This is a genomic window from Caballeronia insecticola (assembly GCF_000402035.1).
GTDB classification, from domain to species: domain Bacteria; phylum Pseudomonadota; class Gammaproteobacteria; order Burkholderiales; family Burkholderiaceae; genus Caballeronia; species Caballeronia insecticola.
This window is the reverse complement of sequence record NC_021287.1, coordinates 126,767-148,813: the sequence shown is the minus strand read 5'-3', so window position 1 is coordinate 148,813 and position 22,047 is coordinate 126,767. Positions and strand designations below refer to the sequence as shown.

22 protein-coding genes are annotated in these 22,047 nt (G+C 63.8%); 6 read left to right on the top strand and 16 right to left on the bottom strand.

Annotated features, from left to right (window positions below; all coding sequences use genetic code 11):
* Window positions 1–14: 14 nt before the first annotated feature.
* Window positions 15–341: a DUF1840 domain-containing protein gene (locus tag BRPE64_RS00685; RefSeq protein ID WP_016344064.1), complete on the bottom strand. Its 327-nt coding sequence runs from the start codon at window positions 339–341 to the stop codon at window positions 15–17.
* 315 nt (window positions 342–656) lie between these two features.
* Between BRPE64_RS00685 and argS the strand changes: the two genes are divergently transcribed.
* The 4 genes from argS (at window position 657) to BRPE64_RS00665 (ending at window position 4,990) form a co-directional block, all read left to right on the top strand.
* Window positions 657–2,441, top strand: a complete 1,785-nt coding sequence (gene argS / locus BRPE64_RS00680; RefSeq protein ID WP_016344062.1) for an arginine--tRNA ligase — start codon at window positions 657–659, stop codon at window positions 2,439–2,441.
* A 141-nt stretch (window positions 2,442–2,582) separates the two neighbouring features.
* Entirely contained in the window at window positions 2,583–3,356 is a 774-nt protein-coding gene (locus BRPE64_RS00675; protein WP_044041025.1) for an SPOR domain-containing protein, read from the top strand.
* Window positions 3,357–3,542: 186 nt separating this feature from the next.
* Window positions 3,543–4,190 carry a thiol:disulfide interchange protein DsbA/DsbL gene (locus BRPE64_RS00670; RefSeq protein WP_016344060.1) on the top strand — a complete coding sequence of 216 codons (648 nt, stop codon included), beginning with the start codon at window positions 3,543–3,545 and terminating at the stop codon, window positions 4,188–4,190.
* 26 nt (window positions 4,191–4,216) lie between these two features.
* Entirely contained in the window at window positions 4,217–4,990 is a 774-nt protein-coding gene (locus BRPE64_RS00665; protein WP_016344059.1) for an SDR family oxidoreductase, read from the top strand.
* A 62-nt stretch (window positions 4,991–5,052) separates the two neighbouring features.
* Here the strand turns inward: BRPE64_RS00665 and BRPE64_RS00660 are convergent, their stop codons facing one another.
* From BRPE64_RS00660 to motA, 13 genes are all read right to left on the bottom strand, one after another.
* Entirely contained in the window at window positions 5,053–6,372 is a 1,320-nt protein-coding gene (locus tag BRPE64_RS00660) for a DUF3443 domain-containing protein (protein WP_016344058.1), read from the bottom strand.
* A gap of 18 nt (window positions 6,373–6,390) precedes the next feature.
* A complete protein-coding gene (locus BRPE64_RS00655) occupies window positions 6,391–6,924 on the bottom strand; it encodes a DUF2844 domain-containing protein (protein ID WP_016344057.1) in 534 nt (177 codons plus the stop codon).
* Window positions 6,925–7,167: 243 nt separating this feature from the next.
* The gene (gene cheZ, locus BRPE64_RS00650; RefSeq protein ID WP_232519231.1) at window positions 7,168–7,887 is read right to left on the bottom strand and encodes a protein phosphatase CheZ; all 720 of its coding nucleotides are present in this window, start codon (window positions 7,885–7,887) and stop codon (window positions 7,168–7,170) included.
* Between the two features lie 11 nt (window positions 7,888–7,898).
* Window positions 7,899–8,294, bottom strand: coding sequence for a chemotaxis response regulator CheY (gene cheY / locus BRPE64_RS00645; protein WP_044041859.1), 396 nt, complete (start codon window positions 8,292–8,294; stop codon window positions 7,899–7,901).
* 49 nt (window positions 8,295–8,343) lie between these two features.
* A complete protein-coding gene (locus BRPE64_RS00640; protein ID WP_016344054.1) occupies window positions 8,344–9,441 on the bottom strand; it encodes a protein-glutamate methylesterase/protein-glutamine glutaminase in 1,098 nt (365 codons plus the stop codon).
* Window positions 9,438–10,181, bottom strand: a complete 744-nt coding sequence (gene cheD, locus BRPE64_RS00635; RefSeq protein ID WP_016344053.1) for a chemoreceptor glutamine deamidase CheD — start codon at window positions 10,179–10,181, stop codon at window positions 9,438–9,440. The genes BRPE64_RS00640 and cheD overlap by 4 nt, the downstream gene beginning before the upstream one ends.
* Window positions 10,178–11,101, bottom strand: a complete 924-nt coding sequence (locus BRPE64_RS00630) for a CheR family methyltransferase (protein ID WP_044041858.1) — start codon at window positions 11,099–11,101, stop codon at window positions 10,178–10,180. The genes cheD and BRPE64_RS00630 overlap by 4 nt, the downstream gene beginning before the upstream one ends.
* A gap of 153 nt (window positions 11,102–11,254) precedes the next feature.
* Window positions 11,255–13,105 carry a methyl-accepting chemotaxis protein gene (locus BRPE64_RS00625; RefSeq protein WP_016344051.1) on the bottom strand — a complete coding sequence of 617 codons (1,851 nt, stop codon included), beginning with the start codon at window positions 13,103–13,105 and terminating at the stop codon, window positions 11,255–11,257.
* An 18-nt stretch (window positions 13,106–13,123) separates the two neighbouring features.
* On the bottom strand, window positions 13,124–13,606 hold the full coding sequence (gene cheW, locus BRPE64_RS00620) for a chemotaxis protein CheW (RefSeq protein ID WP_408608244.1): 483 nt from the start codon (window positions 13,604–13,606) through the stop codon (window positions 13,124–13,126).
* A gap of 90 nt (window positions 13,607–13,696) precedes the next feature.
* Window positions 13,697–16,009 carry a chemotaxis protein CheA gene (gene cheA / locus BRPE64_RS00615; protein WP_016344049.1) on the bottom strand — a complete coding sequence of 771 codons (2,313 nt, stop codon included), beginning with the start codon at window positions 16,007–16,009 and terminating at the stop codon, window positions 13,697–13,699.
* Between the two features lie 50 nt (window positions 16,010–16,059).
* A complete protein-coding gene (locus BRPE64_RS00610; protein WP_016344048.1) occupies window positions 16,060–16,437 on the bottom strand; it encodes a response regulator in 378 nt (125 codons plus the stop codon).
* A gap of 81 nt (window positions 16,438–16,518) precedes the next feature.
* Window positions 16,519–17,502, bottom strand: a complete 984-nt coding sequence (motB, locus tag BRPE64_RS00605) for a flagellar motor protein MotB (RefSeq protein ID WP_016344047.1) — start codon at window positions 17,500–17,502, stop codon at window positions 16,519–16,521.
* Window positions 17,503–17,551: 49 nt separating this feature from the next.
* Window positions 17,552–18,412 carry a flagellar motor stator protein MotA gene (motA, locus tag BRPE64_RS00600; protein ID WP_016344046.1) on the bottom strand — a complete coding sequence of 287 codons (861 nt, stop codon included), beginning with the start codon at window positions 18,410–18,412 and terminating at the stop codon, window positions 17,552–17,554.
* Window positions 18,413–18,696: 284 nt separating this feature from the next.
* Here motA and BRPE64_RS00595 point away from each other — a divergent pair, with 284 nt between their 5' ends.
* On the top strand, window positions 18,697–19,119 hold the full coding sequence (locus BRPE64_RS00595) for a hypothetical protein (protein WP_016344045.1): 423 nt from the start codon (window positions 18,697–18,699) through the stop codon (window positions 19,117–19,119).
* 19 nt (window positions 19,120–19,138) lie between these two features.
* Here BRPE64_RS00595 and flhC read toward each other — a convergent pair whose 3' ends face one another.
* Both flhC and flhD read right to left on the bottom strand, forming a co-directional pair.
* The gene (flhC, locus tag BRPE64_RS00590) at window positions 19,139–19,702 is read right to left on the bottom strand and encodes a flagellar transcriptional regulator FlhC (RefSeq protein WP_016344044.1); all 564 of its coding nucleotides are present in this window, start codon (window positions 19,700–19,702) and stop codon (window positions 19,139–19,141) included.
* Window positions 19,703–19,723: 21 nt separating this feature from the next.
* The gene (gene flhD, locus BRPE64_RS00585) at window positions 19,724–20,047 is read right to left on the bottom strand and encodes a flagellar transcriptional regulator FlhD (protein WP_016344043.1); all 324 of its coding nucleotides are present in this window, start codon (window positions 20,045–20,047) and stop codon (window positions 19,724–19,726) included.
* A gap of 714 nt (window positions 20,048–20,761) precedes the next feature.
* On the opposite strand from flhD, the gene BRPE64_RS00580 reads away from it, so the two are divergent.
* Complete coding sequence (locus BRPE64_RS00580) at window positions 20,762–21,826, top strand: glycosyltransferase family 4 protein (protein WP_044041024.1); 1,065 nt, start codon at window positions 20,762–20,764, stop codon at window positions 21,824–21,826.
* The last annotated feature ends 221 nt before the right edge of the window (window positions 21,827–22,047 follow it).

Sequence of the window (22,047 nt, the reverse complement as noted above, 5' to 3'; positions counted from 1 at the left end):
GCTCAGGCGCGGAATCAGACGCCCCACAAAATATCCGTGTTCGCCTTCTGCGCGAGGCGCAGCATGTCGAGGAACGGATAGGCGCGCTGTGCGAGGCCGATAGGAATTTCGTGCGGCTCGTGCCCTTCCTCGCCTTCGTGGAAGTGGCCGTCGTGCTCGGCGCGTTCTTTTTTATCGACGACGACCGCGGCTTCGAGTTTCTGGATTGCCGAAGGCAATTCATCGTGCGTGATGACGCCCCGTTCGCCGAGCGGCTTGCCGATGATGCCGAGCAAGTATTCCGCAAGGTTTTCCAGCATCATGACGTCCGGTGCAGCGCTGGTTTTAAATGTGATCAGCATGGCATGGTCCTTTTGCTTTATGTTGGGTTATTGGCGGTTTGCAATCGCAACACGCAGACGAGCCGGTCTCCCTGACTACATGACAACACCCTGATTCGACATATTAGCACCTGCTAAAATCCACACTTTGCAGGGTTATAACCGAGTCATCATCCGGCATTGATCCGCGACGCCTCGCGAATGCGGCGACTGACGCTTCGACGCAGCCCGCGCCGGCCTCAAACCAATCGCCGTATCGGAACCAACGACACCCTCGGAACCGCCGGAACCGAAGGAACCGACGCCTCGGACCCGCTCCACTGGATCACATTCAGCATGCTGCCCGCACACAAACACACTCTCGAAACGCTTCTCACCGACGCGGTCAAGCAGGTCGCGCTCGCCACGCAGGGCGCCAGCGAAGCGGCGTTCATCGCCCCGACGATCGTACTCGAACGCCCGAAGGTCGCGGCCCACGGCGACGTGGCGTCGAATGTCGCGATGCAGCTCGCCAAGCCGCTGCGCGCCAATCCGCGCCAGCTCGCTCAGCAAATCGTCGATGCGCTGCTCGGTCATCCGCAGGCGGCAGGTCTCGTCGAAGGCGCGGAAGTCGCGGGCCCGGGCTTCATCAATCTGCGTCTTGCAGCGACGGCGAAGCAAGCCGTGATCCCGGCCGTGCTCGGCAGCGGCGCCGCTTACGGACGCTCCACGCGCGACGCCGGCAGGCACGTGCTCGTCGAGTTCGTCTCGGCGAATCCGACCGGCCCGCTGCACGTCGGCCACGGCCGCCAGGCCGCGCTCGGCGACGCGCTTTCCAACCTGCTCGAAACGCAGGGCTACGAGGTGCATCGCGAGTTCTATTACAACGACGCGGGCGTGCAGATCAACAATCTCGCCACGTCCACTCAATTGCGCGCGCGCGGCCTCAAGCCGGGCGACGCCGAATGGCCCGAGGCGGCCTACAACGGCGAGTACATCGCGGACATTGCGCGCGACTACATGGCGGGCGCAACGGTCGCGGCGAAGGACGGCGAGCCGGTGAAGGGCGCAGGCGACGTCGACGATCTCGAAGCCATCCGCCATTTCGCCGTCGCGTATCTGCGTCACGAGCAGGACATGGATCTCACCGCGTTCGGCGTGCGCTTCGACCAGTTCTATCTGGAGTCGTCGCTGTACAAGGAAGGCCGCGTCGAGAAAACGGTCGCGTCGCTCGTCGATGCAGGCAAGACGTACGAGCAGGACGGCGCGCTGTGGCTGCGCACCACCGACGACGGCGACGACAAAGACCGCGTGATGAAAAAATCCGACGGCACGTTCACGTACTTCGTGCCGGACGTCGCGTATCACGTGGCCAAGTGGGAACGCGGTTTTACCAAGGTCATCAATATTCAGGGCTCGGACCATCACGGCACGATCGCGCGCGTGCGCGCCGGGTTGCAAGGGCTCGGCGTCGGCATTCCGAAGGGCTATCCCGACTACGTGCTGCACAAGATGGTGACCGTCATGCGCGACGGTCAGGAAGTGAAAATTTCCAAGCGCGCGGGCAGCTACGTGACGGTGCGCGACCTGATCGAATGGTCGGGCGGCCTGATGCCGGGCCACGAGACCGCGCCCGATCAGATCGATCCGGACACCATCCGCCGCGGCCGCGACGCCGTGCGCTTCTTCCTGATCTCGCGCAAGGCCGACACCGAATTCGTGTTCGATATCGATCTCGCGCTCAAGCAGAACGACGAAAACCCGGTCTACTACGTGCAATACGCGCACGCGCGCATCTGCACGATTCTGAATGACTGGAAGGAGCGTTACGGCGGCGATCTCGCGCAGGCCGCGCAGGCCGATCTCTCGCCGCTTTCGAGCGACCGCGCCATGGCGCTGCTCAACAAGCTCGCCGAGTATCCGGAAATGCTCGAACACGCCGCGAACGAACTCGCGCCGCACGCTGTTGCGTTTTATCTGCGCGATCTCGCTGGCGAATTTCACTCGTTCTACAATGCGGAGCGCGTGCTCGTGGACGAAGAAAAGGAACGCACCGCACGCATCGCGCTGCTCGCGGCGACGCGCCAGGTCCTCGAAAACGGTCTCGCAACAATCGGTGTATCCGCTCCCCAAAAGATGTGAACGCCTGCCTCGCCTCCCGAACGCACACCCAGAAAATAGGAGTTTTCTGTGTGGGCGGACGGGAACTTCGGGCGGGTTCGTCTTGAGCCGCCGCTATAATCGTCGGCCAACCAGAAGCTTTTCTCGCAGGTGATTCATACGATGGCAAAACCAAGCCGCACGCCCAGGCAGTCCAAGCAGTCGAAACAAACCGGGGGAACCTTTCTCGGCATCGTGCTCGGGTTGATCGTTGGCCTCGCGATCGCCGTGATCGTCGCGCTGTACATCACGCGTGCGCCTACGCCGTTCGTGGCGAAGGTCGCGCCGCCGGCATCGGAGGCGAACTCCGCGCCCGCCGCCACGCAGCCGTACGACCCGAATCGTCCGCTGCAGGGCAAGACGCCGGGTCAGCCGGTGCCGCAAGCCGCGCAGCCTACGCCGCCGAACACCGCGCCGGGCCAGACCAACAACCAGACGCAGTCGTCGGGCATCCTCGACGAGCCGCAGATCGTCGAAGTGCCGCCGTCGGGCGCCACGTCCGCGCCGAAGTCGGCCAGCACGACGGCCACGAAGAAGCCCGAAAACGCGAGCGCGCCGACCGCACCCGGCGTGTCGAGCAACGCTGCCGCCACGCCGCCGAAGGGCGCCTCGGCGCCCGCCACGGCGAAGAACACGCCGCCCGCACCGGGTGACGTGAACACCGGCTACTTCCTGCAAGTGGGCGCGTACAAGACGCAGGCCGACGCCGAGCAACAGCGCGCGCGTCTCGGCTTCCAGGGCTTCGAATCGAAGGTCACGCAGCGCGATGCGGGTGGCGTGACGTACTATCGCGTGCGCATCGGTCCGTTCGCGAAGTTCGAGGACATGAACACCGCGCGTCAGCGTCTGTCCGATGCGGGCGTCGATACCGCCGTGATCCGTTTCTCCAAGCAATAAAGCAGCAAGCGAAGTCGAGGCGTCTGCGCGGTTAAATACCGCGCAGGCGAGCAAGAGGGCCGGTGCTGCGAAGTCTCGCATCGCCGGTCCGGCTTAAGCGTGGTTTAAGCGTCGTATGTCCCACTTACGCACCAGCTTTTGTACCTGTCGCGGTCCATTCGCGAACCCTTCGTTCACTCTCCAATCATGAAAAAACTGTTTAGCGCGTTTGCTCTTTCCCTCGGCATCGCTGCCGCCACGTTGAGCGTCGCGGGCACGGCCGCAGCCCAGCCCGCCGCGGGCAAGGATTACACGGTGCTGCAGGCGGCGCAGCCGGTCAGCGCGCCTGCGGGCAAGGTCGAAGTCATCGAATTCTTCTGGTACGGCTGCCCGCACTGCAACGAGTTCGAGCCGTACATCGAGGCGTGGGAGAAGAAGCAAGGCCCGGACGTCGTGTTCAAACGCGTGCCGGTGGCGTTCCGCGACGACTTCATCCCGCATTCGAAGATGTATCACGCGCTCGACGCGCTCGGCGTTGCTGAAAAGGTCACGCCGGCCGTGTTCAACGAAATCCACGTGAAGAAGAACTATCTGCTCACGCCTCAGGCGCAGGCCGACTTCCTCGCCACGCAAGGCGTCGACAAGAAGAAGTACATGGACGCGTATAACTCCTTCTCGACGCAAAGCGCCGTGCAGCGCGACGCCAAGTTGCTGCAGGACTACAAGATCGACGGCGTGCCGACGGTCATCGTGCAAGGCAAATACGTAACCGGCCCGGCGATGACCAACAGCCTGTCCGGCACCACGCAGGTGATGGACTTCCTGGTCCAGCAAGTCCGCGACAAGAAGCTCTGATCCCCCTTTTCGCCCCGCGCGCCGGTATGAACGCAGTTCGCCTGAAGGTCTTCATCACCGGCGCATCGAGCGGCATCGGTCTCGCGCTGGCCGAACATTATGTGACGCGCGGGGCCGTGGTCGGCCTCGTCGCCCGCCGCGCCGATTCTCTCGCCGCCTTCGCGGCCCGCCATCCGCACGCTCCCATTTCGATCTATCCCGTCGATGTCCGCGACACCGACGCGCTCGCCGACGCCGCGCGCCGTTTCATCGCGGAGCATGGCGCGGCGGATATCGTCATCGCGAACGCGGGCATGAGCCGCGGCGTGCTGACCGGCCACGGCGATCTCCCCACCTTCCGCGCCGTGATGGACGTCAATTATCTCGGCATGGTCGCGACTTTCGAGCCCTTCGTCGCATCGATGACGGCCGCGCGGCATGGCACGCTCGTCGGTATCGCGAGCGTCGCGGGCGTGCGCGGGTTGCCGGGATCGGGCGCGTACAGCGCGTCGAAGGCGGCGGCGGCGAAATATCTGGAGGCGCTGCGCGTCGAGATGCGGCCGCTCGGCGTATCCGTCGTCACGATCGCGCCGGGCTACGTGCGCTCGGAGATGACCGCGCACAACCCGTATCCGATGCCCTTCCTGATGGACGCCGAGCGCTTCGCCGCGAAGGCCGCGAGCGCGATCGACCGCAAGGTGCGCTACGCGACGTTTCCGTGGCAGATGCGCATCGCGGGCATGCTGCTGCATGCGTTGCCGCGCTGGCTCTACGACGCGCTTTTCGAGCGCGCGCCGCGCAAGCCGCGCGCCGCCGAGTGACGAAAAAAAACCGGCTGCGTGAATGCGCAGCCGGTTTTGTCATCGTCTAAAAAACCCGACGATCAGAACGCCACATAGGCCGGACTATTCGGCAACTGGAATCCGACATACACATGCCGCCCGAAGAAGAACGGCAGGCCGAAGTCGAACATGTTGTCGAGGCCTAGCTGGCCGCCAAGACTGTTGAACGCGAAGTTCGAGCTGTTCTGCGTCAGCGTGCGTGCGCTCACGAGCTGGAACGGCACGACGGCGCTGTTGCCTTCGGTGCCGCGGATCGTCGCCGACAACGACTGCTCCGAACTCGGGCAATAGAACGCACTGGTGGACGAACACAGCGGATAGCTGTCCGGGAAGAAGTTGCCGTTCGATCCGGAATCGAAGAACGTCGTGTACGTGTTGCCCTTGTACGTGCCGCTCAGATCGCCGTATTGATCGGTGCCGTATTTCGTCACGCCCGTAAGCCCGTTGTTGCTCTGCGTGCCGATGCCGAATATCAGCACGCCGGCCGCGCTCGGTGCACCGCCATCCGGCACCGGCGGCAACTGGAGGATCACGCCGTTGTTGTTGACGGCAAACTTCGTGACCGGATTGGTGACCTGCTGCGCGAGCGGCACCGAACTGCCGACGCAATTCGCGCCGTTGGTGCACGAGAAATACATCCCGTTGAGCGCCGTGCTGACGCAGCCGGCGCTGCAGTCGTAGGTCTGCGGGCCGATGCCGAGAATGCCGTTCGCGCCGATATCGGCGGTCGAGTTCTCGTCGTTGCCCGACGGGCAGCCGTTGACGCCGGTCGGCGCCGCCGCTGCATCCAGATCGCCGATGATCTGCACCGGCACGGCTGAGGCGACCTCGGTGCCAATCTTCACGTCAGCGGTGCGCACGGTGCCCCACGTGTAGCCGTCGGCGAAACCTGCGCATTCCGCGAGTTGCCCGCCGTTCGCCGCGCGCGTGCCGGGCAGGCTGCCGAGCACGGACTGCGCCGCCGATCCGAGAAGGCGCAGGCCGAATGACGCCGTATCGACCTGAATGTTGTCGATGGTCTGGCATACCGACGAACCCGGCGCGCATACCGTCACGCTGACGTTCGGGATATTGACGAAGTTCGCGACGCCCGAGTTGACGTTGATCGGCACTGCGTTCGTGCCGTTGGCCGCGGTCGGCTGTGCGTTCGCCGAACTGGTGGATGAGCTTCCGCCGCCGGAGCCGCCCGAGTTACCACCGGAGTTGCCGCCCGAGCTGCCGCCGCTGCTGGAGCTGGAACTGTCGCCGCCGCCACCGCAGGCCGCCAGCATGACGGAGAGCAGGAGCACGCCGAGCCAGCGGACCATGCCGCCGGCGCGTTGCGAAGAGAGGGCGGGAAGGCCGCGTGTCGTTCGATGCATACTGGGTTCTCCCGTCGCTTACTGGATATCGCTGGCGGACACGCCGGCGGGCAAGGATTGCGGAAGATACGCGCTGCCCGCGAACGAGCCCATGTGTCCGCCCGAATTCACGACCAGACCGGGATCATCCACGCTCACCTGCCCCCGGCCGCCGCGTGCGGCGCGCTGCGCCAGAAGGCCTTGCTGATATTGCGGAAAATAGCTCCCGAGCAGGGTCGGGAGATTGGGCACGCGCGGCCCGTGCCATGCGATGCCGAACACGATGCCTTCGGTGGACAAATATTCGTTAACAACGGTGCCGCTAGCGAGCGTCGTCGTGCGCACGGTGTAATTCGATGTCGATGCCGACGATGCGCCGCTTGCGCCGCTCGCGCCGGCCGCATGCACGACAGCCTTCGCGGATGTGGCGAGAGCGCCCTGCGGCGCGTTCATCGGCTCGCCGCCGAGTACTGCATACGCGGGCGCCGCTGCGCACAACACGCTCAACGCGCCGGCGACGATCGCCAGCGTTCCAGCCAGATGCCCATGTCGGGATTGCTTCGGTGCCTTCACTGGGCCTCCTATCCATTCCGCCGTCCGGCCCTCCCGAGCGGCCGGCTCATGACGATTAGTGACAGATGCGTCACCGCTTTTTCACGCTGACTCTCACAGTGCGAATACCGTCAGTATGCCAGCCGCGTGGAATGGTCCTCACGTTCGCGAGCGCACACAATAAAAAACGCGAAGCACATTCATATGCGCTTCGCGTCTTTTTACCGGCTCCAGGCAGGTCGAAACGATGCCTCCGGTCCGCCCTCAGAAACCGAGGCTTGCGAGCAGATCGTCGACTTGAGACTGATCCTGCACGACATCGCTGCGTCCTTCGGGATTGATCTGCGGTCCGTTGAGCAAGCCTTCCGGATTGCCGCCCGGCATCGACAACGACGACGACATCAGCGCCGCCGCCGACGCCGCGAACTGCTCACGCCGCTCCGGCGCGATGTTCTCCAGCAGCACGCCGAGCAACTGCTGCTCGATCAGATACACGACGTCCGTAATCTTCTTGATCACCTGCCCGGTCAGATCCTGAAAGTCCTGCGCGAGCATGATTTCCAGCAACTGCGCGTTGGTCGCCTGCGTGCGTTCCGGCACGCTTTGCAGGAACGTGCGGGTTTGCGCGAGCAGCGCGCCCGCTTCGGCCTGCGCGAGCGGCGCGTCGTACCATTTGGCCCAGCGTGCGTCGAGCGCCTGCGCTTCGGTCTGCATCGCTTCCTGCACGGGCTTGGCGAGTTCGATCGCGTTGAGCGCGCGCTCGGCGGCCTGCTCGGTCATCGTCGCGACGTACTTCAGGCGGTCGCGCGCGTCGGGCACGGCTTGCGCAGCGGCCTCGACCTGCTTGTCGAGGCCCAGCTCGCGCATCGAATCGCGCAGCGTGCGCGTCAGTTGGCCGATGCGCGCGAGAATGCGATCGCTCGACGGATCGCCGTCGCTTCCAGCTTCGGCTTCGGCCACCGCGGCCGTGAGTTCAGTGGTCAGATCGTTCACGATCAGCTCCCGGCCTTGGCCATCTTCTCGAGAATCTTCGTGAGCTTCTCGTCGAGCGTGGCGGCCGTGAAGGGCTTCACCACATAGCCGTTCGCGCCCGCCTGCGCCGCCGCGATGATGTTCTCCTTCTTCGACTCCGCCGTCACCATCAGCACCGGCAGATGCGAGAGCGATGCGTCCGCGCGGATCTGCTGCAGCATCGACAGACCGTCGAGGTTCGGCATGTTCCAGTCGGTGATCACGAAGTCGAAGCCGCCGCCGCGCAGGCGCGCGAGACCGGCTGCGCCGTCTTCGGCTTCATCGACGTTCGAGTAGCCCAGTTCCTTGAGCAGGTTGCGCACGATACGGCGCATCGTCGGAAAATCGTCGACGACGAGGATCTTCATGTTCTTGTCCATCATCACTCCCGTGTGTTCTCAATGCGGCGACGCCGCTTAAATTCAAAAGTCAGACGCGCTGCACGCGTTCGCCCATCGAGGCCAGTCGCGCCATCACGCGCCGGCTCATTTCCACGAGCGGCGCGACTTCGCTTGCGCCGCCCATTGCAATCGCCTCGCGCGGCATGCCGAACACCACGCAACTCGCTTCGTCCTGTGCGAGCGTGTACGCGCCCGCCTGCTGCATGTCGAGCAGACCGGCGGCGCCGTCGCGGCCCATGCCGGTCAGGATCACGCCGATCGCGTTCTTGCCCGCGTGCTGCGCCGCCGAGCGGAACAGCACATCGACCGACGGCCGATGCCGGTTCACCGGCGGTGCATCCGACAGATGCGCGACGTAGTTCGCCCCGCTTCGCGCGAGCACCAGATGCGCGTGTCCCGGCGCGATATACGCGTGGCCCGGCAGCACGCGCTCGCCGTGTTCCGCTTCCTTCACCGTGATGCGGCACAGCCCGTTCAGACGCTGCGCGAACGACTTCGTGAAGCCCGGCGGCATGTGCTGCGCGATGAGCACCGCGGGCGCATCGGGCGGCAGCGGCACGAGCACTTCGCGAATCGCTTCGGTGCCGCCCGTCGATGCGCCGACGATCACGAGCTTCTCCGTCGACACGAGCGGATTGTTGAAGTGCGGCGCGGGCTTGTGCGCGGCGGCATTCGCGGGCGCGCTCGGCGCATGCGTGACCTGCTTGACGCGCGCACGCGAGGCCGCGCGAATCTTGTCGGCGAGCTTTTCGGCGTAATCGAGCATGCCGTCGCGAATGCCGACCTTCGGCTTCGTGACGAAGTCGACTGCGCCCAGTTCCAGCGCGCGCAGCGTGATTTCGTTGCCGCGCTCGGTCAGCGACGACACCATCACGACCGGCATCGGCCGCAGACGCATCAGCTTTTCCAGGAAGTCGAGGCCGTCCATGCGCGGCATTTCGACGTCGAGCGTGAGCACGTCCGGGTTATGCAGCTTGATGAGTTCGCGCGCGACGAGCGGATCGGGCGCGGTCGCGCACACGTGCATGTCGGGCTGCGAGTTGATGATTTCGGTCATCAGGCTGCGCACGAGCGCCGAGTCGTCGACGCACAGCACTTTGATCTTCGGCGCGTGGCTGAGTGTCATGCTTCCTCCGCGGTCTTCATGCGCGACGAGAACAGTTCCGCGCGCGGGCGCTTCACGTTCGATGCATTCATCGCGAACAACTCCGCCCGCGGCTTTGTGGTCATCGCAGCCGTCGCGTTCGACTGAAACAATTCGACGCGCGCACGCGCCTTCGCGAGCCGCTCCGCGCGCTCTTCGGGCGAGCGCTGCACGAGCGCCTGTTCGCGTTCGACGACCACCGGATCGTGCGCAGTCTTCAGCTTCTTGACCATCACCTGGCCCGAACGCGGCATGAACGCGACCTTGCGCGGATGCATGCCCTGCAAGTCCTCGGCGACGATGCGAATCTTCTCCAGCGCCAGATAACGCCGCACGAATTCGGAGTTGCGATCGCCGATGTTGATCGTGGTCATGCCGGCGAGCACCGCGCCGCCGCCGAACACCTTCGCTTCGAAACGTTCGCGCCGCCCGCCGCGCTTGATGAGTTCGTTGATGAGCACTTCCATCGCGTACGCGCCGTAGCGCATCGAATCGGATGCCGCATGCGACGCATCGGAGCCGTCGTCGGGCAGCATGAAATGATTCATCCCGCCGATGCCCGCCGTGCGATCGTTGATGCACGCCGCGACACACGAACCCAGCACGGTGACGAGCACCATGTCCTCGCTCGTCATGTAGAACTCGTTGGGCAGCAGCTTCACGCCCGGCTTCTTGAAGTGATTGTCGTAATAGAGATTCGACGCGATAGGCAGGCCGCTCATGCCACCTCTCCTGCGAGCGCGCGCTGCGGCTTGCCCGTCGTCTTGAGGTCGCGCGACAGCTCGTACACGGTCTGTCCGCGCAGCCTGAACGCCTGCGACACGTACGTGAAATTCTCCGAATGCCCGGCGAACAGCAGCGCGCCCGGCTTCATCAGCGGCTCGAAGCGCGACAGCACTTGTCCTTGCGTCGGCTTGTCGAAGTAGATCATCACGTTGCGGCAGAAGATCGCGTCGAACGGGCCTTTGATGTCGTAGCGCGCATCCGTCAGATTGACGCGGCCGAAGTTCACCATCGCGCGCAATTCCGGACGCACCTTCACGAGTCCCGCATGCGAGCCCGTACCCTTCAGGAAGAAGCGCTTCAGCCGCTCGACCGGCAGCGCCTTCACCTGATCGAGCGAATACACGCCCGCTTCCGCCTTCGCGAGCACCTGGCTGTCGATGTCGCTCGCGAACACCGTGCACTGACGCGCCGCGTGTTCGCCGAGCGCTTCGACGAGCGTCATCGCAATCGAATACGGCTCTTCGCCGGTGGACGCCGCCGAGCACCACACCGAGAACGGCTGCGGGCGGCGCTTGACGAACTCCGCGAGAATCGGAAAGTGATGCGACTCGCGGAAGAACGCCGTCAGATTGGTAGTCAGCGCGTTGACGAACGCTTCCCACTCGGCGTTGTCCTCGTGCGTTTCGAGACGATCGAGATACTGCTTGAACGTGTCGATGCCGCATGCGCGCAGACGGCGTGCGAGGCGGCTGTACGCCATGTCGCGTTTATGGTCCGACAGCGAAATGCCCGCGCGCCGATGAATCAGCTCGCGAATGCGGGCGAAGTCCGCCGCCGTGAATTCGAAATCGCGCTCGACTTCCGGGCCGCGCACGCTGGCGGGCGAGTCGGCGCGCGCGTTGCGCGTGGCCATCATGATGTTTCGTGCGTCCTTGGCGTGTCGATCGCGCTCGCGGCTTGCGATGCAGTCGAAGACCATGTGCACGCGCGCATCCCGCACGCTTTTACGAAGCGCCGGTTGCCGGTTTCATTGCGCTGTGCTTGCATGGTCGTCTCGTTTCACATTCGGTCAGAAGGTTTCCCAGTCGCCGTCGTCGGCGGTCGTGGCTTTGGCGCGCGACGCCGGAGCCACTGCCGCTGTCGCGGTGCGCGCTGCGGGCTTCACGGCACGCGCGACGTTCGCCGGCTTGCTTGCGGTCTTGCGTACTTCGTTGCCCGCTTCCTTGATATCGGCCGTATCCGGCGCGACGTTAGGCTGCGGCGCAACTTTCGCTTGCTTTGCGACGCGCGGTTCCACGCGCGCTACCGGCATCGTGGGCGCGAGCCTCGCCACAGCCGCCGATGCGCTCGTCCGCACGGGAGCCGCGCCTTCGACACGCCATTGCGCGACGACTTCCTTCAATTGACGTGTCTGCTCTTCGAGCGACGCCGCCGCAGCCGCCGCCTGCTCGACGAGCGCGGCGTTCTGCTGCGTAACACTGTCCATCTGCGTGACAGCGAGGTTGACCTGCCCGATGCCGTCGGACTGTTCCTCCGACGCCGCGCTGATCTCGCCCATGATGTCGGTCACGCGGCGCACCGCCTGCACGATTTCACCCATCGTCTGACCGGCGCGCGCGACGAGTTCCGTGCCGCTGTCGACCTTCGCGGCCGAATCGCCGATCAGCGTCTTGATCTCCTTCGCCGCCGCCGCGCTGCGCTGCGCGAGCGAGCGCACTTCGCCCGCGACCACCGCGAAGCCGCGGCCCTCTTCGCCTGCGCGCGCCGCCTCGACGGCCGCGTTCAACGCGAGAATGTTGGTCTGGAACGCGATGCCTTCGATCACGCCGATGATGTCGACGACCTTGTTCGAACTCGACGCAATCGCGTGCATCGTCTCGACGACCTGCTCGACCACCTCGCCGCCGCGCGACGCGATATCCGATGCATTCACCGCGAGCTGGCTCGCCTGACGCGCGTTGTCGGCGTTCTGCTTCACCGTGCTCGTGAGCTCTTCCATGCTCGACGCCGTTTCCTGCAACGACGCCGCCTGCTCTTCCGTGCGCTGCGACAGATCCGTGTTGCCGCTCGCGATTTCATGCGCGCCGACATCGATCGATTCCGCGCCGCGATGCACGGCGCCGACCATCGTCGTGAGATTGCCGCGCATGCGTTCGATGCCTGCAAACAGGCGGCCGATCTCGTTGGTCCTGTCGGTCTGCGCGGACTGCGTGAGATCGCCGCGCGAGATGCGGTCGAAGTGATCGACGGCGTCGTTGATCGGCTTCACGATCAGGCTCGACAACGCGATACGCGTGCCGACGAGCATCAGCACCGCGAGCGCAAGCACCGCGCCGATCGTCACGTTGAGCGCCGCGATATGCGACGCCGTGCCCGCGCGCGAACTTTCCGCGTGTTCCTGATGCGACGCGACGGCGGCCGTCACGGCCTGATCGAAGGCGACGAACATCGGGCTGATCTTCGTGTCGGCGATCGCGTGATAGGCGGCCATGTCGTTCGCGCGGATCGCGGTGAACTCAGGCTCCACGCCGCTTTTCAAGAGCGCGTCGTGCTGCGCGACGAGCGCGTCGAGCGTTTCCTTGGGCAGCGTCGGCTTGGGCGTGTCGAGATAGACCTTCCAGTTTTCGTTACTCTTGTCGAGCAGATACTGGCCGCGCTCGATCGCCTTCTTCGCTTCCTCGGTGCTGCCCGCTTCGGCGAGCGAGCGTACGCGGTCGAGCGTGATGCGCGAGCGCAAGAGATACGACGACGTCTCGGCCAGCGACCGCATCGCGACCATGTCCTGTTGCGCGAGCGAGCTGAGCGCGTTGCTCGCGGAATTGAGCCCGGTGAGCGCGAGCGCGCCGATCACCGCGGCGCATCCGGTGAACAACAGGCCGACGAGCGTGAGCGTCGTGCGGATCGACAACTTCTTCAGCATGGCTTGGTTCCTTGATGCTTATACGGCGACGGAGTCGATCAGCTCCATCTCGCGGCTCGTCATGAGCTTTTCGATGTCCATCAGGATCAGCATGCGGCCATCGACGGTGCCGAGCCCCGTCAGATATTCGGTCGCGAGCGTGCCGCCGAATTCGGGCGCGGGCATCACCTGTTCCGGCGTGAGCGTGAGCACGTCCGAGACGCCGTCGACGACCATGCCGACCACGCGATGCGCCACATTCAGGATGATCACGACCGTCTGGTTGTCGTACTCGACGCGGCCGAGACTGAACTTGATGCGCATATCGACGATCGGCACGATGATGCCGCGCAGATTGATCACGCCCTTGATGAAGCCCGGCGCGTTCGCAATGCGCGTGACGTTGTCGTAGCCGCGAATCTCTTGCACTTTGAGGATGTCGATGCCGTATTCCTCGGCGCCGAGCGTGAAGACGAGGAACTCCTGTCCTGCCGCTTCGGCGTGTTGCGCATCGCGGCGCATGGCGCTGGACGACGTTGCGTGATGAATCGATTGAATGTCTGCCACGAGAGCTCCCTTTGGCCTGTCGTTGGTCTGGTGGTATGAGTTGGATCAGTGCGCGTGCGCGCCGTGCTGCACGCGCGATTCGCGATTGAGCGCGGCCACGTCGACGATCAGCGCGACGCTGCCGTCGCCCAGAATGGTCGCGGCGGAAATGCCGTGCACCTTGCGATAATTCGTTTCGAGGTTCTTCACGACCACTTGCTGCTGGCCGACGAGTTCGTCGATCAACATGGCGAAGCGCCGTCCCTCGGTCTGCATGATGGTGACGATGCCCTGCGTCGGCTCCGTACGCGCGTTCTCGACATCGAACACCGCATGCAGCGCGACCAGCGGCAGATATTCGCCGCGCACGCGCACCACGCGTTCGCCGTTCGCGACCGTGTAGATATCTTCGGCGACGGGTTGCAGCGATTCCATCACGAAGTTCAGCGGCAGAATGAAGATCTCGTTGCCGACCTTCACCGACATGCCGTCGAGAATTGCAAGCGTGAGCGGCAGCACGATCTTCGTGGTCGTGCCCGCGCCCTGGCGCGACATGATTTCGACATGGCCGCCCATCGACTGAATATTGCGCTTCACCACGTCCATGCCCACGCCGCGGCCGGAAATATCGGTGACCTGTTCGGCGGTCGAAAAGCCCGGCATGAAGATGAGCTGCCACACTTCTTCGTCGCTCATCGATTCGCTGACCTGCATGCCCTGCTTCTGCGCCTTCGCGAGAATCTTGTCGCGGCGCAGACCGGCGCCGTCGTCGCTCACTTCGATCACGATATTGCCGCCGTGATGCGCCGCCGACAGCACGAGCTGGCCGGTCGTCGACTTGCCCGCCGCGCGGCGCGCTTCCACGGTTTCGATACCGTGGTCGAGCGAGTTGCGCACGAGGTGCGTGAGCGGATCGATGATGCGTTCGATCAGGCTCTTGTCCAGCTCGGTCGCCTGACCGAACGTGACGAGTTCCACTTCCTTGCCGAGCTTGCCGGCGATGTCGCGCACGAGGCGCGGGAAGCGGCTGAATACGTAATCCATCGGCATCATGCGGATGGACATGACGGCCTCTTGCAGATCGCGCGCATTGCGTTCGAGCTGCGCCATGCCGTTGAAAAGACGGTCGTGCAATGCGGGGTCGAACGTGCTCGTGGTTTCCGCGAGCATGGCCTGCGTGATGACGAGTTCGCCCACCAGGTTGATGAGCTGATCGACCTTCTCCACGCCGACGCGAATCGAGCTGCCTTCCGCCGATGCGGCGGCTTGCGGGCGCGCCTTCTTCTCGGCGTCGCTTGCGGGTTTCTGCGTATCGCGGGGCGGTGCGGCGACCGGTTGCCCGGCCGCCGTCGCCACTTCTTCTTTGACTGCTTCGTTGCTCGCCGCGGATGCGGGCGTTTCGAGCGCCTGCGATTGCTGCGGCTCTTCCCGTAGGCCGGGTTGCATCGCCGATGTTGCCGGCTGTGTTGCCGGCTGTGTTGCCGATGGTGCCGCCGCATCGCCACGGCCGATCGTGATCTGCGATTCATCGATCACGAAGCAGCACACAGCGACGATATCGTCAGCCGAAACGTCCGAGTCGAGCCAGACGACATACTCGACATCCGTCTTCTTCTCCCCGACGATGCTTCCCAGATTGCCCAGCTCCTCGATCAGAGTCGCCAGGTCCTTCTCGCCCACCCCCCGTAGCGTAATTTTCAGGTGGGGTCCAACTTCCGCTGCCTCGCCGCCGGTGTGTCCCGGCGTTGCATCGGCAACGGTTCCTGCATGCGTCGATACATCGGTGAGTTCGAAGGCGCCGTCCCAGTTGCCGTCGTCTTCAATCGCGTCCATTGCCTGCGCGAGCACATGCGCGGGCGGCGCGTTCACGCCTTCGTAAGCCGGCGCGAGGTTCGCGCGCGCCGCATCCGCCGTGGTTCCCGGCAGCGCGGGCGGCTCGATATGCGCTGCTTGCGTCGTCTGCACGACCTGCGTCGCGGGTGCGCATGCGCTTTCGTTCTTCAGGCGTTCCAGCTTCGCGCAGATCGCGGCGGCCGCCGCCGCATCCGGCTCCGCGCTCGCGCGATATGCGGCAAGTTGATCGGAGAGCACGTCCTTGGTAGCGAGGAACGTGTCGATCATGTCGCGGCGCAGAACGAGTTCGTTGTTGCGCGCGCGATCGAGCAGCGATTCGAGAATGTGCGTGGTCTCGGTCAGCGCGGTAAAGCCGAAGGTCGCAGCGCCGCCCTTGATCGAATGCGCCGCGCGAAAGATCGCCGCAAGGTCTTCCGGATCCGGATTCGCGATGTCCAGAACGAGCAGCAGTTGTTCCATCTGCGCGAGCAGTTCGTCTGCTTCGTCGAAGAAGGTTTGATAGAACTGGGTAATGTCGAGTGTCATGCTTGAGTCACCGTCGGCGCGTGCGTGCGCGGTTGTCTTTTGCTTTCGCTTCAGTGCTGCGTGCCGTCCGAGAGCGTCGCGACCAGTTCGGTCAGCAGGTCCGGATCGAGCGGCTTCTCGATCCAGCCGGTCGCGCCCGCCGTGCGCGCCGCATCCTTGAACGGCTCGCCGCCTTCGGTCGTGAGGAGCAGGATCGGCGTCGCCCGGTAGGCGTGGTTCGCGCGCAGCGCCACGATCAGATCGAGCCCGCTCTTGCCCGGCATGTGCTGGTCGGTCAGAACGAGATCGAAGCGCTCGGCGAGCGCCCACTCCAGCCCTTCTTCGCCGTCAGACGCGACGGTCACTTCGTAGCCCGCCGTCGCCAGCGTCGCCGAGATGATTTGCCGCATCGCGGCTGAATCGTCGATTGCCAGAATGTTCTTGATCATGTTTGTCTCTTGCCCTGATGACGGTCGAAACGGGTCGAGTCTTGAGCGTATTTTTTGAGCAATTTCCCGGATGCGATGAGCTCAGTGCGCAGCCGGCCTCGCCGCCACGCCGGGAATGAGCTGGCCGAGCGCGGTTGCGGGCGCGTCGGTGTCGTCCGTGCCGTTGTCGAGCGTGGCGCGCGGACCGCCGTCGTCGCGCAGCATCGACATCTCGGTCTTGCGGTTCAATACGATCACGCTGATACGCCGGTTCTCCGGATCGAGCGGATCTTTTTTGTTCAGGTTCTGCGTCGACGCGAGTCCGAGCACGCGCAGCACCTTCGCCTCGTCCATGCCGCCCGCCACCAGTTCGCGCCGCGATGCGTTCGCGCGGTCCGCGGACAGCTCCCAGTTGCTGTAGCCCTTCTCGCCGCCGGCATACTTGACGGCATCCGTGTGGCCCTGCACAACGATGCGATTCGGCACGTCGTTCAGGGTCTTGCCGATCTCGCGCAGAATGTCGCGCATGTATGGCTGCACGGCGTCGCTGGAAAGCGCGAACATCGGGCGCTTCTGCGTATCGACGATCTCGATGCGCAAGCCCTGTTGCGTCGACTCGATGCGAATTTGCTGCTTGAACTGGCGCAGCGTCGGGTTCGCCTCGATCGCGGCCATCAGCTTGACCTGCAGGTCGTGCAGACGCGCCTGCTCGCGTCGTTCGAGTTCGCCTTGCGCCGCCTTGAGCATTTCCTCGTCGCGCTCGGCGAGTTGCGTGCTGCCGTTCGTCTTGCGCGCCGCGCCCGCTTCGGTGCTGGAGATATCGCGCCCGCCGCCCATCAGAATGCTGTTGTCCATGCCGACCGACTTGCCGCCGACCATCGCGGCCTTGAGCGGCATGTTGAAGTACTCGGCGATGCCGCGCCGCTGCACGGGCGACGTCGACGACAGCAGCCACATCAGCAGGAAGAACGCCATCATCGCGGTCATGAAGTCCGCATAGGCGAGCTTCCACGCGCCGCCGTGATGCCCCTTGCGGCCCGCGACGATGCGCTTGATGAAAATGGGACGTCCGCTCTCGTTGCTCATGGCTGTGCGCTGATGGTTGGATCGTTTGCGAAGCGCTGCGTCACTGCGATCACTTCGACTTGACCCGGCGCACGTGTTCTTCCAGTTCGGAGAACGACGGACGCTCCGTCGAGAACAGCACCTTGCGGCCGAACTCCACCGCGATCGCGGGTGCGTAGCCGTTCAGGCTCGCGAGGATCGTCACCTTGATGCACTGGAACATCTTGGTCTGCTCGGCGACGCGCTGCTCCGCGACGTTGGCGAGCGGCCCGATGAAGCCATACGAAAGCAGAATGCCGAGGAAGGTGCCGACGAGCGCCTGCGCGATCATCTCGCCGAGAATCGCGGGCGGCTGATCGGCGGATGCCATCGTGTGGACCACGCCCATCACGGCCGCGACGATGCCAAACGCGGGCATCGCGTCGCCGACCTTCGTCAACGCATGCGCGGGCGCTTCGCCTTCGACGTGATGCGTCTCGATCTCCTCGTCCATCAGACTTTCGATCTCGAACGCGTTCATGTTGCCGCTCACCATGAGGCGCAAATAGTCCGTCAGGAATTCGACGATGTGATGGTCCGCGAGAATCTTCGGGTGCTGGCTGAAGACCGGGCTCTTCGCGGGGTCTTCGATATCGGCTTCGAGCGCGAGCGTGCCTTCCTTGCGCGCCTTCGCGAGCAGCACGTAGAGCAGGCCCATCAACTCCATGTACGTGTCCTTGTCGTACTTCGCGCCCTTGAAGAGCGTGGGAAGCACGAGCACGGTCGCCTTGATGGTCTTGACGTTATTGCCGAGGATGAACGCGCCCACGCCCGCGCCGGCGATCATCAGGATTTCGACGGGCTGCATGAGCGCGCCAAGGTGGCCGCCTTCGAGCGCGTAACCGCCGAAGACGGACAGCAATGTCACGAGCGTTCCAACGAAAATCAGCACGGTGAGTCCTCTTTCGACGCAATCAGCCTGCGCTCGGATGCGCAGTTATGTCCGTTAACGGCACTCGACTGAAAAACTTTGGGCCGGCGTCGGGCCCGGCCGGGATCGTTGCCACCGTTTGCCGGGCGACGGACGAAAAGAAATAAATCACTGACTTATGGCAATAAAGTAAAATAAATTTCTCAGTTCTCTACAAATAATCACGTTCTCTGCCGATAATGCGGACACGCACCTAGGATTCGTCCGAAAAAAAGGCGCGACAAAGAGAGAGCACGGAGAGACTGATGACCAAGGGAATGAAGCAGATGGGCGCACTCGCCCTGACGATGACCGCAAGCTCGCTCGCGCATGCGGGACTGGATTGCAGCGGCTCGCATGGCGGCTGGCGCATGCAGACATCCGATGACTGGACGGGCTCCGACAAGCTCGTTCATCTGGCCGCGTCCGCGCCGTTCGGCGCGCTGGGCGCCTATCTGACCCGCGACACCGCGCATCCGGTGATTTACGGCACGCTGATCGGCACGGCGCCGGGCTTCGCCAAGGAAGTTTTGGACGGCACCTGCCGCACCGACGGCTTTTCCTACAAGGACCTCGCCGCCGACGCGCTCGGCGCGCTGATCGGTGCATCGGTGACGCACTGGGCGATCATGTATCAGCGCAATGCGCACAGCATGACCGTCGGCCTCAGGTATTCGAACACCTTCTAGTCACGCCCTCACGCGGCCTTCATGCCGCCATCCGCCGCGCTGCCGCGCTCTCGCCTGCCTTGCGCGTCTTGCCGGCGCGCGAGGGCGGCTGGCACAAACCGCAGACATAGCCCGCGCGCAGATCGTATGCATGCGCGACGAAGCGCCCGCCGCAGCGCGTGCACGCGTTCGTCTGGAGCATGCCGGATTCGAAATAGCGCACGAGGGTCCATGCGCGCGTGAGCGAGAGCACGGCTTCGTCGCCGTAAAGCGCGACGTGCTCCAGATAAAGCCGGTAGCTTTTGACGATCGCCTGAATCGGGCTGTGGGCGACATCCGCGCCGCCATGCTCGCCGATAAACCGGTAGATGCCGTGAAACAGCGACGAATGGATGTTCGGCTGCCACGTCATGAACCAGTCGGTGGAAAACGGCAGCATGCCCTTTGGCGGCGAGGCGCCGCGCAATTCCTTATAGAGCTTGATGAGCCTGTCGCGCGACAGGCTCGTCTCCGCTTCAAGCAACTGCAGGCGCGCGCCCAGCTCGATCAGCTCGATCGCCAGGGTGATCTCGCGGACTTCCGCAATTACGCTCTTCGTCGCCATCGGCGGCCCGGGTGCGTGGGTTCAGCCGATCTGCGTAACGGGGGCGTCCGCCAGCAGAATCGCGGCGTGCGCCTGCGTGAGCGCCGCGCTCTTGTCCTTGTCGGCGAGCGAGGAAAGGATCGTGTGATCGTCGAAGCGGAACCGGCACAGCAGATGGCTCGACGACGCCACCTTCACCGCCTGCGCGAGCGTCAGCGACGAGAGCACCTGCGCGACCTGCGCGGAGAGTCCGAGCCGGTACATCGCCGATACGCGGTCTTCATGCAGAAGCCGCTGCGCGAGGAGCAGGTACGACAGATTCACCTCGCGGATTTCCGCGAGCGTATTCGTATGACTGGTCGTCATCTTTTCCCCGAATCGATACATGGCTGGTCAGGCCTGGCGGGGAACGTTTGCTCGGTTCGCAACGGACAGGCGAATCCGGCCCCGCGCGCGGTTTTGTGTCGATTCGATTGTCGCCGATGCGAACGGCGGCGCCTGTCGGACAAAGCTTCCGACACCGCGACGGATTTTCGCGACGATTCATGTAGGAATTTTTCCTACATCGTGCGAGCGCATCGGCCATTGTTGCCGATGACCAAATTCTTTATCGGCATTCAATCGTCTGACTTAATGGTGACATTTTCGTTTTGCCGTTTTTTGGCCCAGCACGAACCGTGTTCTCGATGCCGCGCCGGGCGGAGCGGGAACGGTCCGTGCTCACCTAAGCCTCGCGGTCTTTTTCGCGCTTCACATTTGCCTCCATCGCCCATATCGGTGCAATTTCTGACTTCGTAACAGCAGTTGTTTCGCGCTGTAACAACGATAAGCGATTGAAAAATGAAGTGAAATGCCGCCGTCGATCCCGATAATGGGCAGTAAGGGATAACCCGGTCGCGATGATTTTTCATATCCGGGCCGATCTCGGGCGGCGTCTCACTACGCGGCCCGCCCGAATGGCATGTGTTGAGCGCTCGACCGGAGCGTGACTGCAATGCCCTCACATATGGCCCTAACAGGCATTGAGAACGGAGTCAGACGCTACCGCGCCAACTCTGATCGATACAGGAGAGTCACGTTATGCGAATCGCACAAATTGCACCGTTGCACGAAGCAGTACCCCCGAAGTTTTACGGCGGCACTGAGCGAGTGGTGTCGTATCTGACCGACGCGCTCGTCGACCTCGGGCACGATGTCACATTGTTCGCCAGCGGCGATTCGCAAACGAAGGCAACCCTCGAAGCGGCCTGGCCGCGTGCACTGCGCCTGGATCCGACGATCCGCGACGCGCTCGCCCCGCACATGCTGCTGCTCGAAAACGTCCGCCAGCGCGCGCACGAGTTCGATGTGCTGCACTTCCACCTCGACTACATGCCGTTCCCGCTGTTCACGCAGATGGACACGCCGTTCGTGACCACGCTGCACGGCCGCCTCGACCTGCCCGAACTGCAGCCGATCTTCGACACGTTCACGAAGGCGAACGTCATCTCGATTTCGGACAACCAGCGCGGACCGCTGCCGCAGGCAAACTGGCTGAACACTGTTTATCACGGTCTGCCGGATCAGCTGCTCACGCCGCAGCCGCACAAGAAGCCCGAATATCTCGCATTCCTCGGCCGCATCTGCCCGGAAAAGCGTGCCGATCTCGCCATCAAGATCGCGGCGCAAAGCGGTTTGCCGCTGAAGATCGCCGCCAAGGTGGACAAGGTCGATCAGGAGTATTTCAAGTCGACGATCGAGCCGCTGCTGTCGCACGCGCATGTCGAGTTCATCGGCGAGATCAACGAGGCGCAGAAGCCGGAATTCCTGTCGGGCGCCAAGGCGCTGCTTTTCCCGATCGACTGGAACGAGCCGTTCGGCCTCGTGATGATCGAAGCGATGGCATGCGGCACCCCGGTGATCGCGTTCAATCGCGGCTCGGTGCCGGAAGTGATCGATCACGGCGTGACGGGCTTCATTTGCGAAGACGTGCAGGGCGCGGTCGGCGCGCTGCAGCGCCTGGACGAATTGTCGCGCACGGAAATCCGCGCGCAGTTCGAGCGCCGTTTCAGCGCGAAGACGATGGCGCAGAACTACGTCGATAGTTACACGGCCATGCTTCAAGCCGCGAAGCGCCCGGTGCTGCGCCAGGTCGCCGTGGGCTGATTGCCAGCTTCAACTTGTTGAGTGAAATGCCGCCCGCATGCCGGGCGGCATTTTTTTGTGGCAATTTGACTAAGGAAGAATCCGAAGATTCTGCCCGATACCGGTGAATTGGCGGCCGATCAACCATTTTTGACAGTTCGTTGACGACACCGCGCTTAAACTGCGCTCCGCAAGTCCGTCACACGTTCTTGTTTCAAATCAACGGCTTTTCATCTTTTCAC

Excerpts from the sequence above, each read along its gene's own strand:
- BRPE64_RS00580 (WP_044041024.1), top strand. The coding sequence starts at position 20,762 with ATGCGAATCGCACAAATTGCACCGTTGCACGAAGCAGTACCCCCGAAG.
- BRPE64_RS00625 (WP_016344051.1), bottom strand. The coding sequence starts at position 13,105 with ATGCTGAAGAAGTTGTCGATCCGCACGACGCTCACGCTCGTCGGCCTG.
- BRPE64_RS00685 (WP_016344064.1), bottom strand. The coding sequence starts at position 341 with ATGCTGATCACATTTAAAACCAGCGCTGCACCGGACGTCATGATGCTG.
- cheA (WP_016344049.1), bottom strand. The coding sequence starts at position 16,009 with ATGACACTCGACATTACCCAGTTCTATCAAACCTTCTTCGACGAAGCA.
- motB (WP_016344047.1), bottom strand. The coding sequence starts at position 17,502 with ATGAGCAACGAGAGCGGACGTCCCATTTTCATCAAGCGCATCGTCGCG.
- cheY (WP_044041859.1), bottom strand. The coding sequence starts at position 8,294 with ATGGACAAGAACATGAAGATCCTCGTCGTCGACGATTTTCCGACGATG.
- BRPE64_RS00640 (WP_016344054.1), bottom strand. The coding sequence starts at position 9,441 with ATGACACTCAGCCACGCGCCGAAGATCAAAGTGCTGTGCGTCGACGAC.
- BRPE64_RS00630 (WP_044041858.1), bottom strand. The coding sequence starts at position 11,101 with ATGATGGCCACGCGCAACGCGCGCGCCGACTCGCCCGCCAGCGTGCGC.
- cheD (WP_016344053.1), bottom strand. The coding sequence starts at position 10,181 with ATGAGCGGCCTGCCTATCGCGTCGAATCTCTATTACGACAATCACTTC.
- BRPE64_RS00595 (WP_016344045.1), top strand. The coding sequence starts at position 18,697 with ATGACCAAGGGAATGAAGCAGATGGGCGCACTCGCCCTGACGATGACC.
- BRPE64_RS00675 (WP_044041025.1), top strand. The coding sequence starts at position 2,583 with ATGGCAAAACCAAGCCGCACGCCCAGGCAGTCCAAGCAGTCGAAACAA.
- BRPE64_RS00660 (WP_016344058.1), bottom strand. The coding sequence starts at position 6,372 with ATGCATCGAACGACACGCGGCCTTCCCGCCCTCTCTTCGCAACGCGCC.
- argS (WP_016344062.1), top strand. The coding sequence starts at position 657 with ATGCTGCCCGCACACAAACACACTCTCGAAACGCTTCTCACCGACGCG.
- cheW (WP_408608244.1), bottom strand. The coding sequence starts at position 13,606 with ATGCGCCGCGATGCGCAACACGCCGAAGCGGCAGGACAGGAGTTCCTC.
- BRPE64_RS00670 (WP_016344060.1), top strand. The coding sequence starts at position 3,543 with ATGAAAAAACTGTTTAGCGCGTTTGCTCTTTCCCTCGGCATCGCTGCC.
- BRPE64_RS00610 (WP_016344048.1), bottom strand. The coding sequence starts at position 16,437 with ATGATCAAGAACATTCTGGCAATCGACGATTCAGCCGCGATGCGGCAA.
- flhC (WP_016344044.1), bottom strand. The coding sequence starts at position 19,702 with ATGGCGACGAAGAGCGTAATTGCGGAAGTCCGCGAGATCACCCTGGCG.
- flhD (WP_016344043.1), bottom strand. The coding sequence starts at position 20,047 with ATGACGACCAGTCATACGAATACGCTCGCGGAAATCCGCGAGGTGAAT.
- BRPE64_RS00665 (WP_016344059.1), top strand. The coding sequence starts at position 4,217 with ATGAACGCAGTTCGCCTGAAGGTCTTCATCACCGGCGCATCGAGCGGC.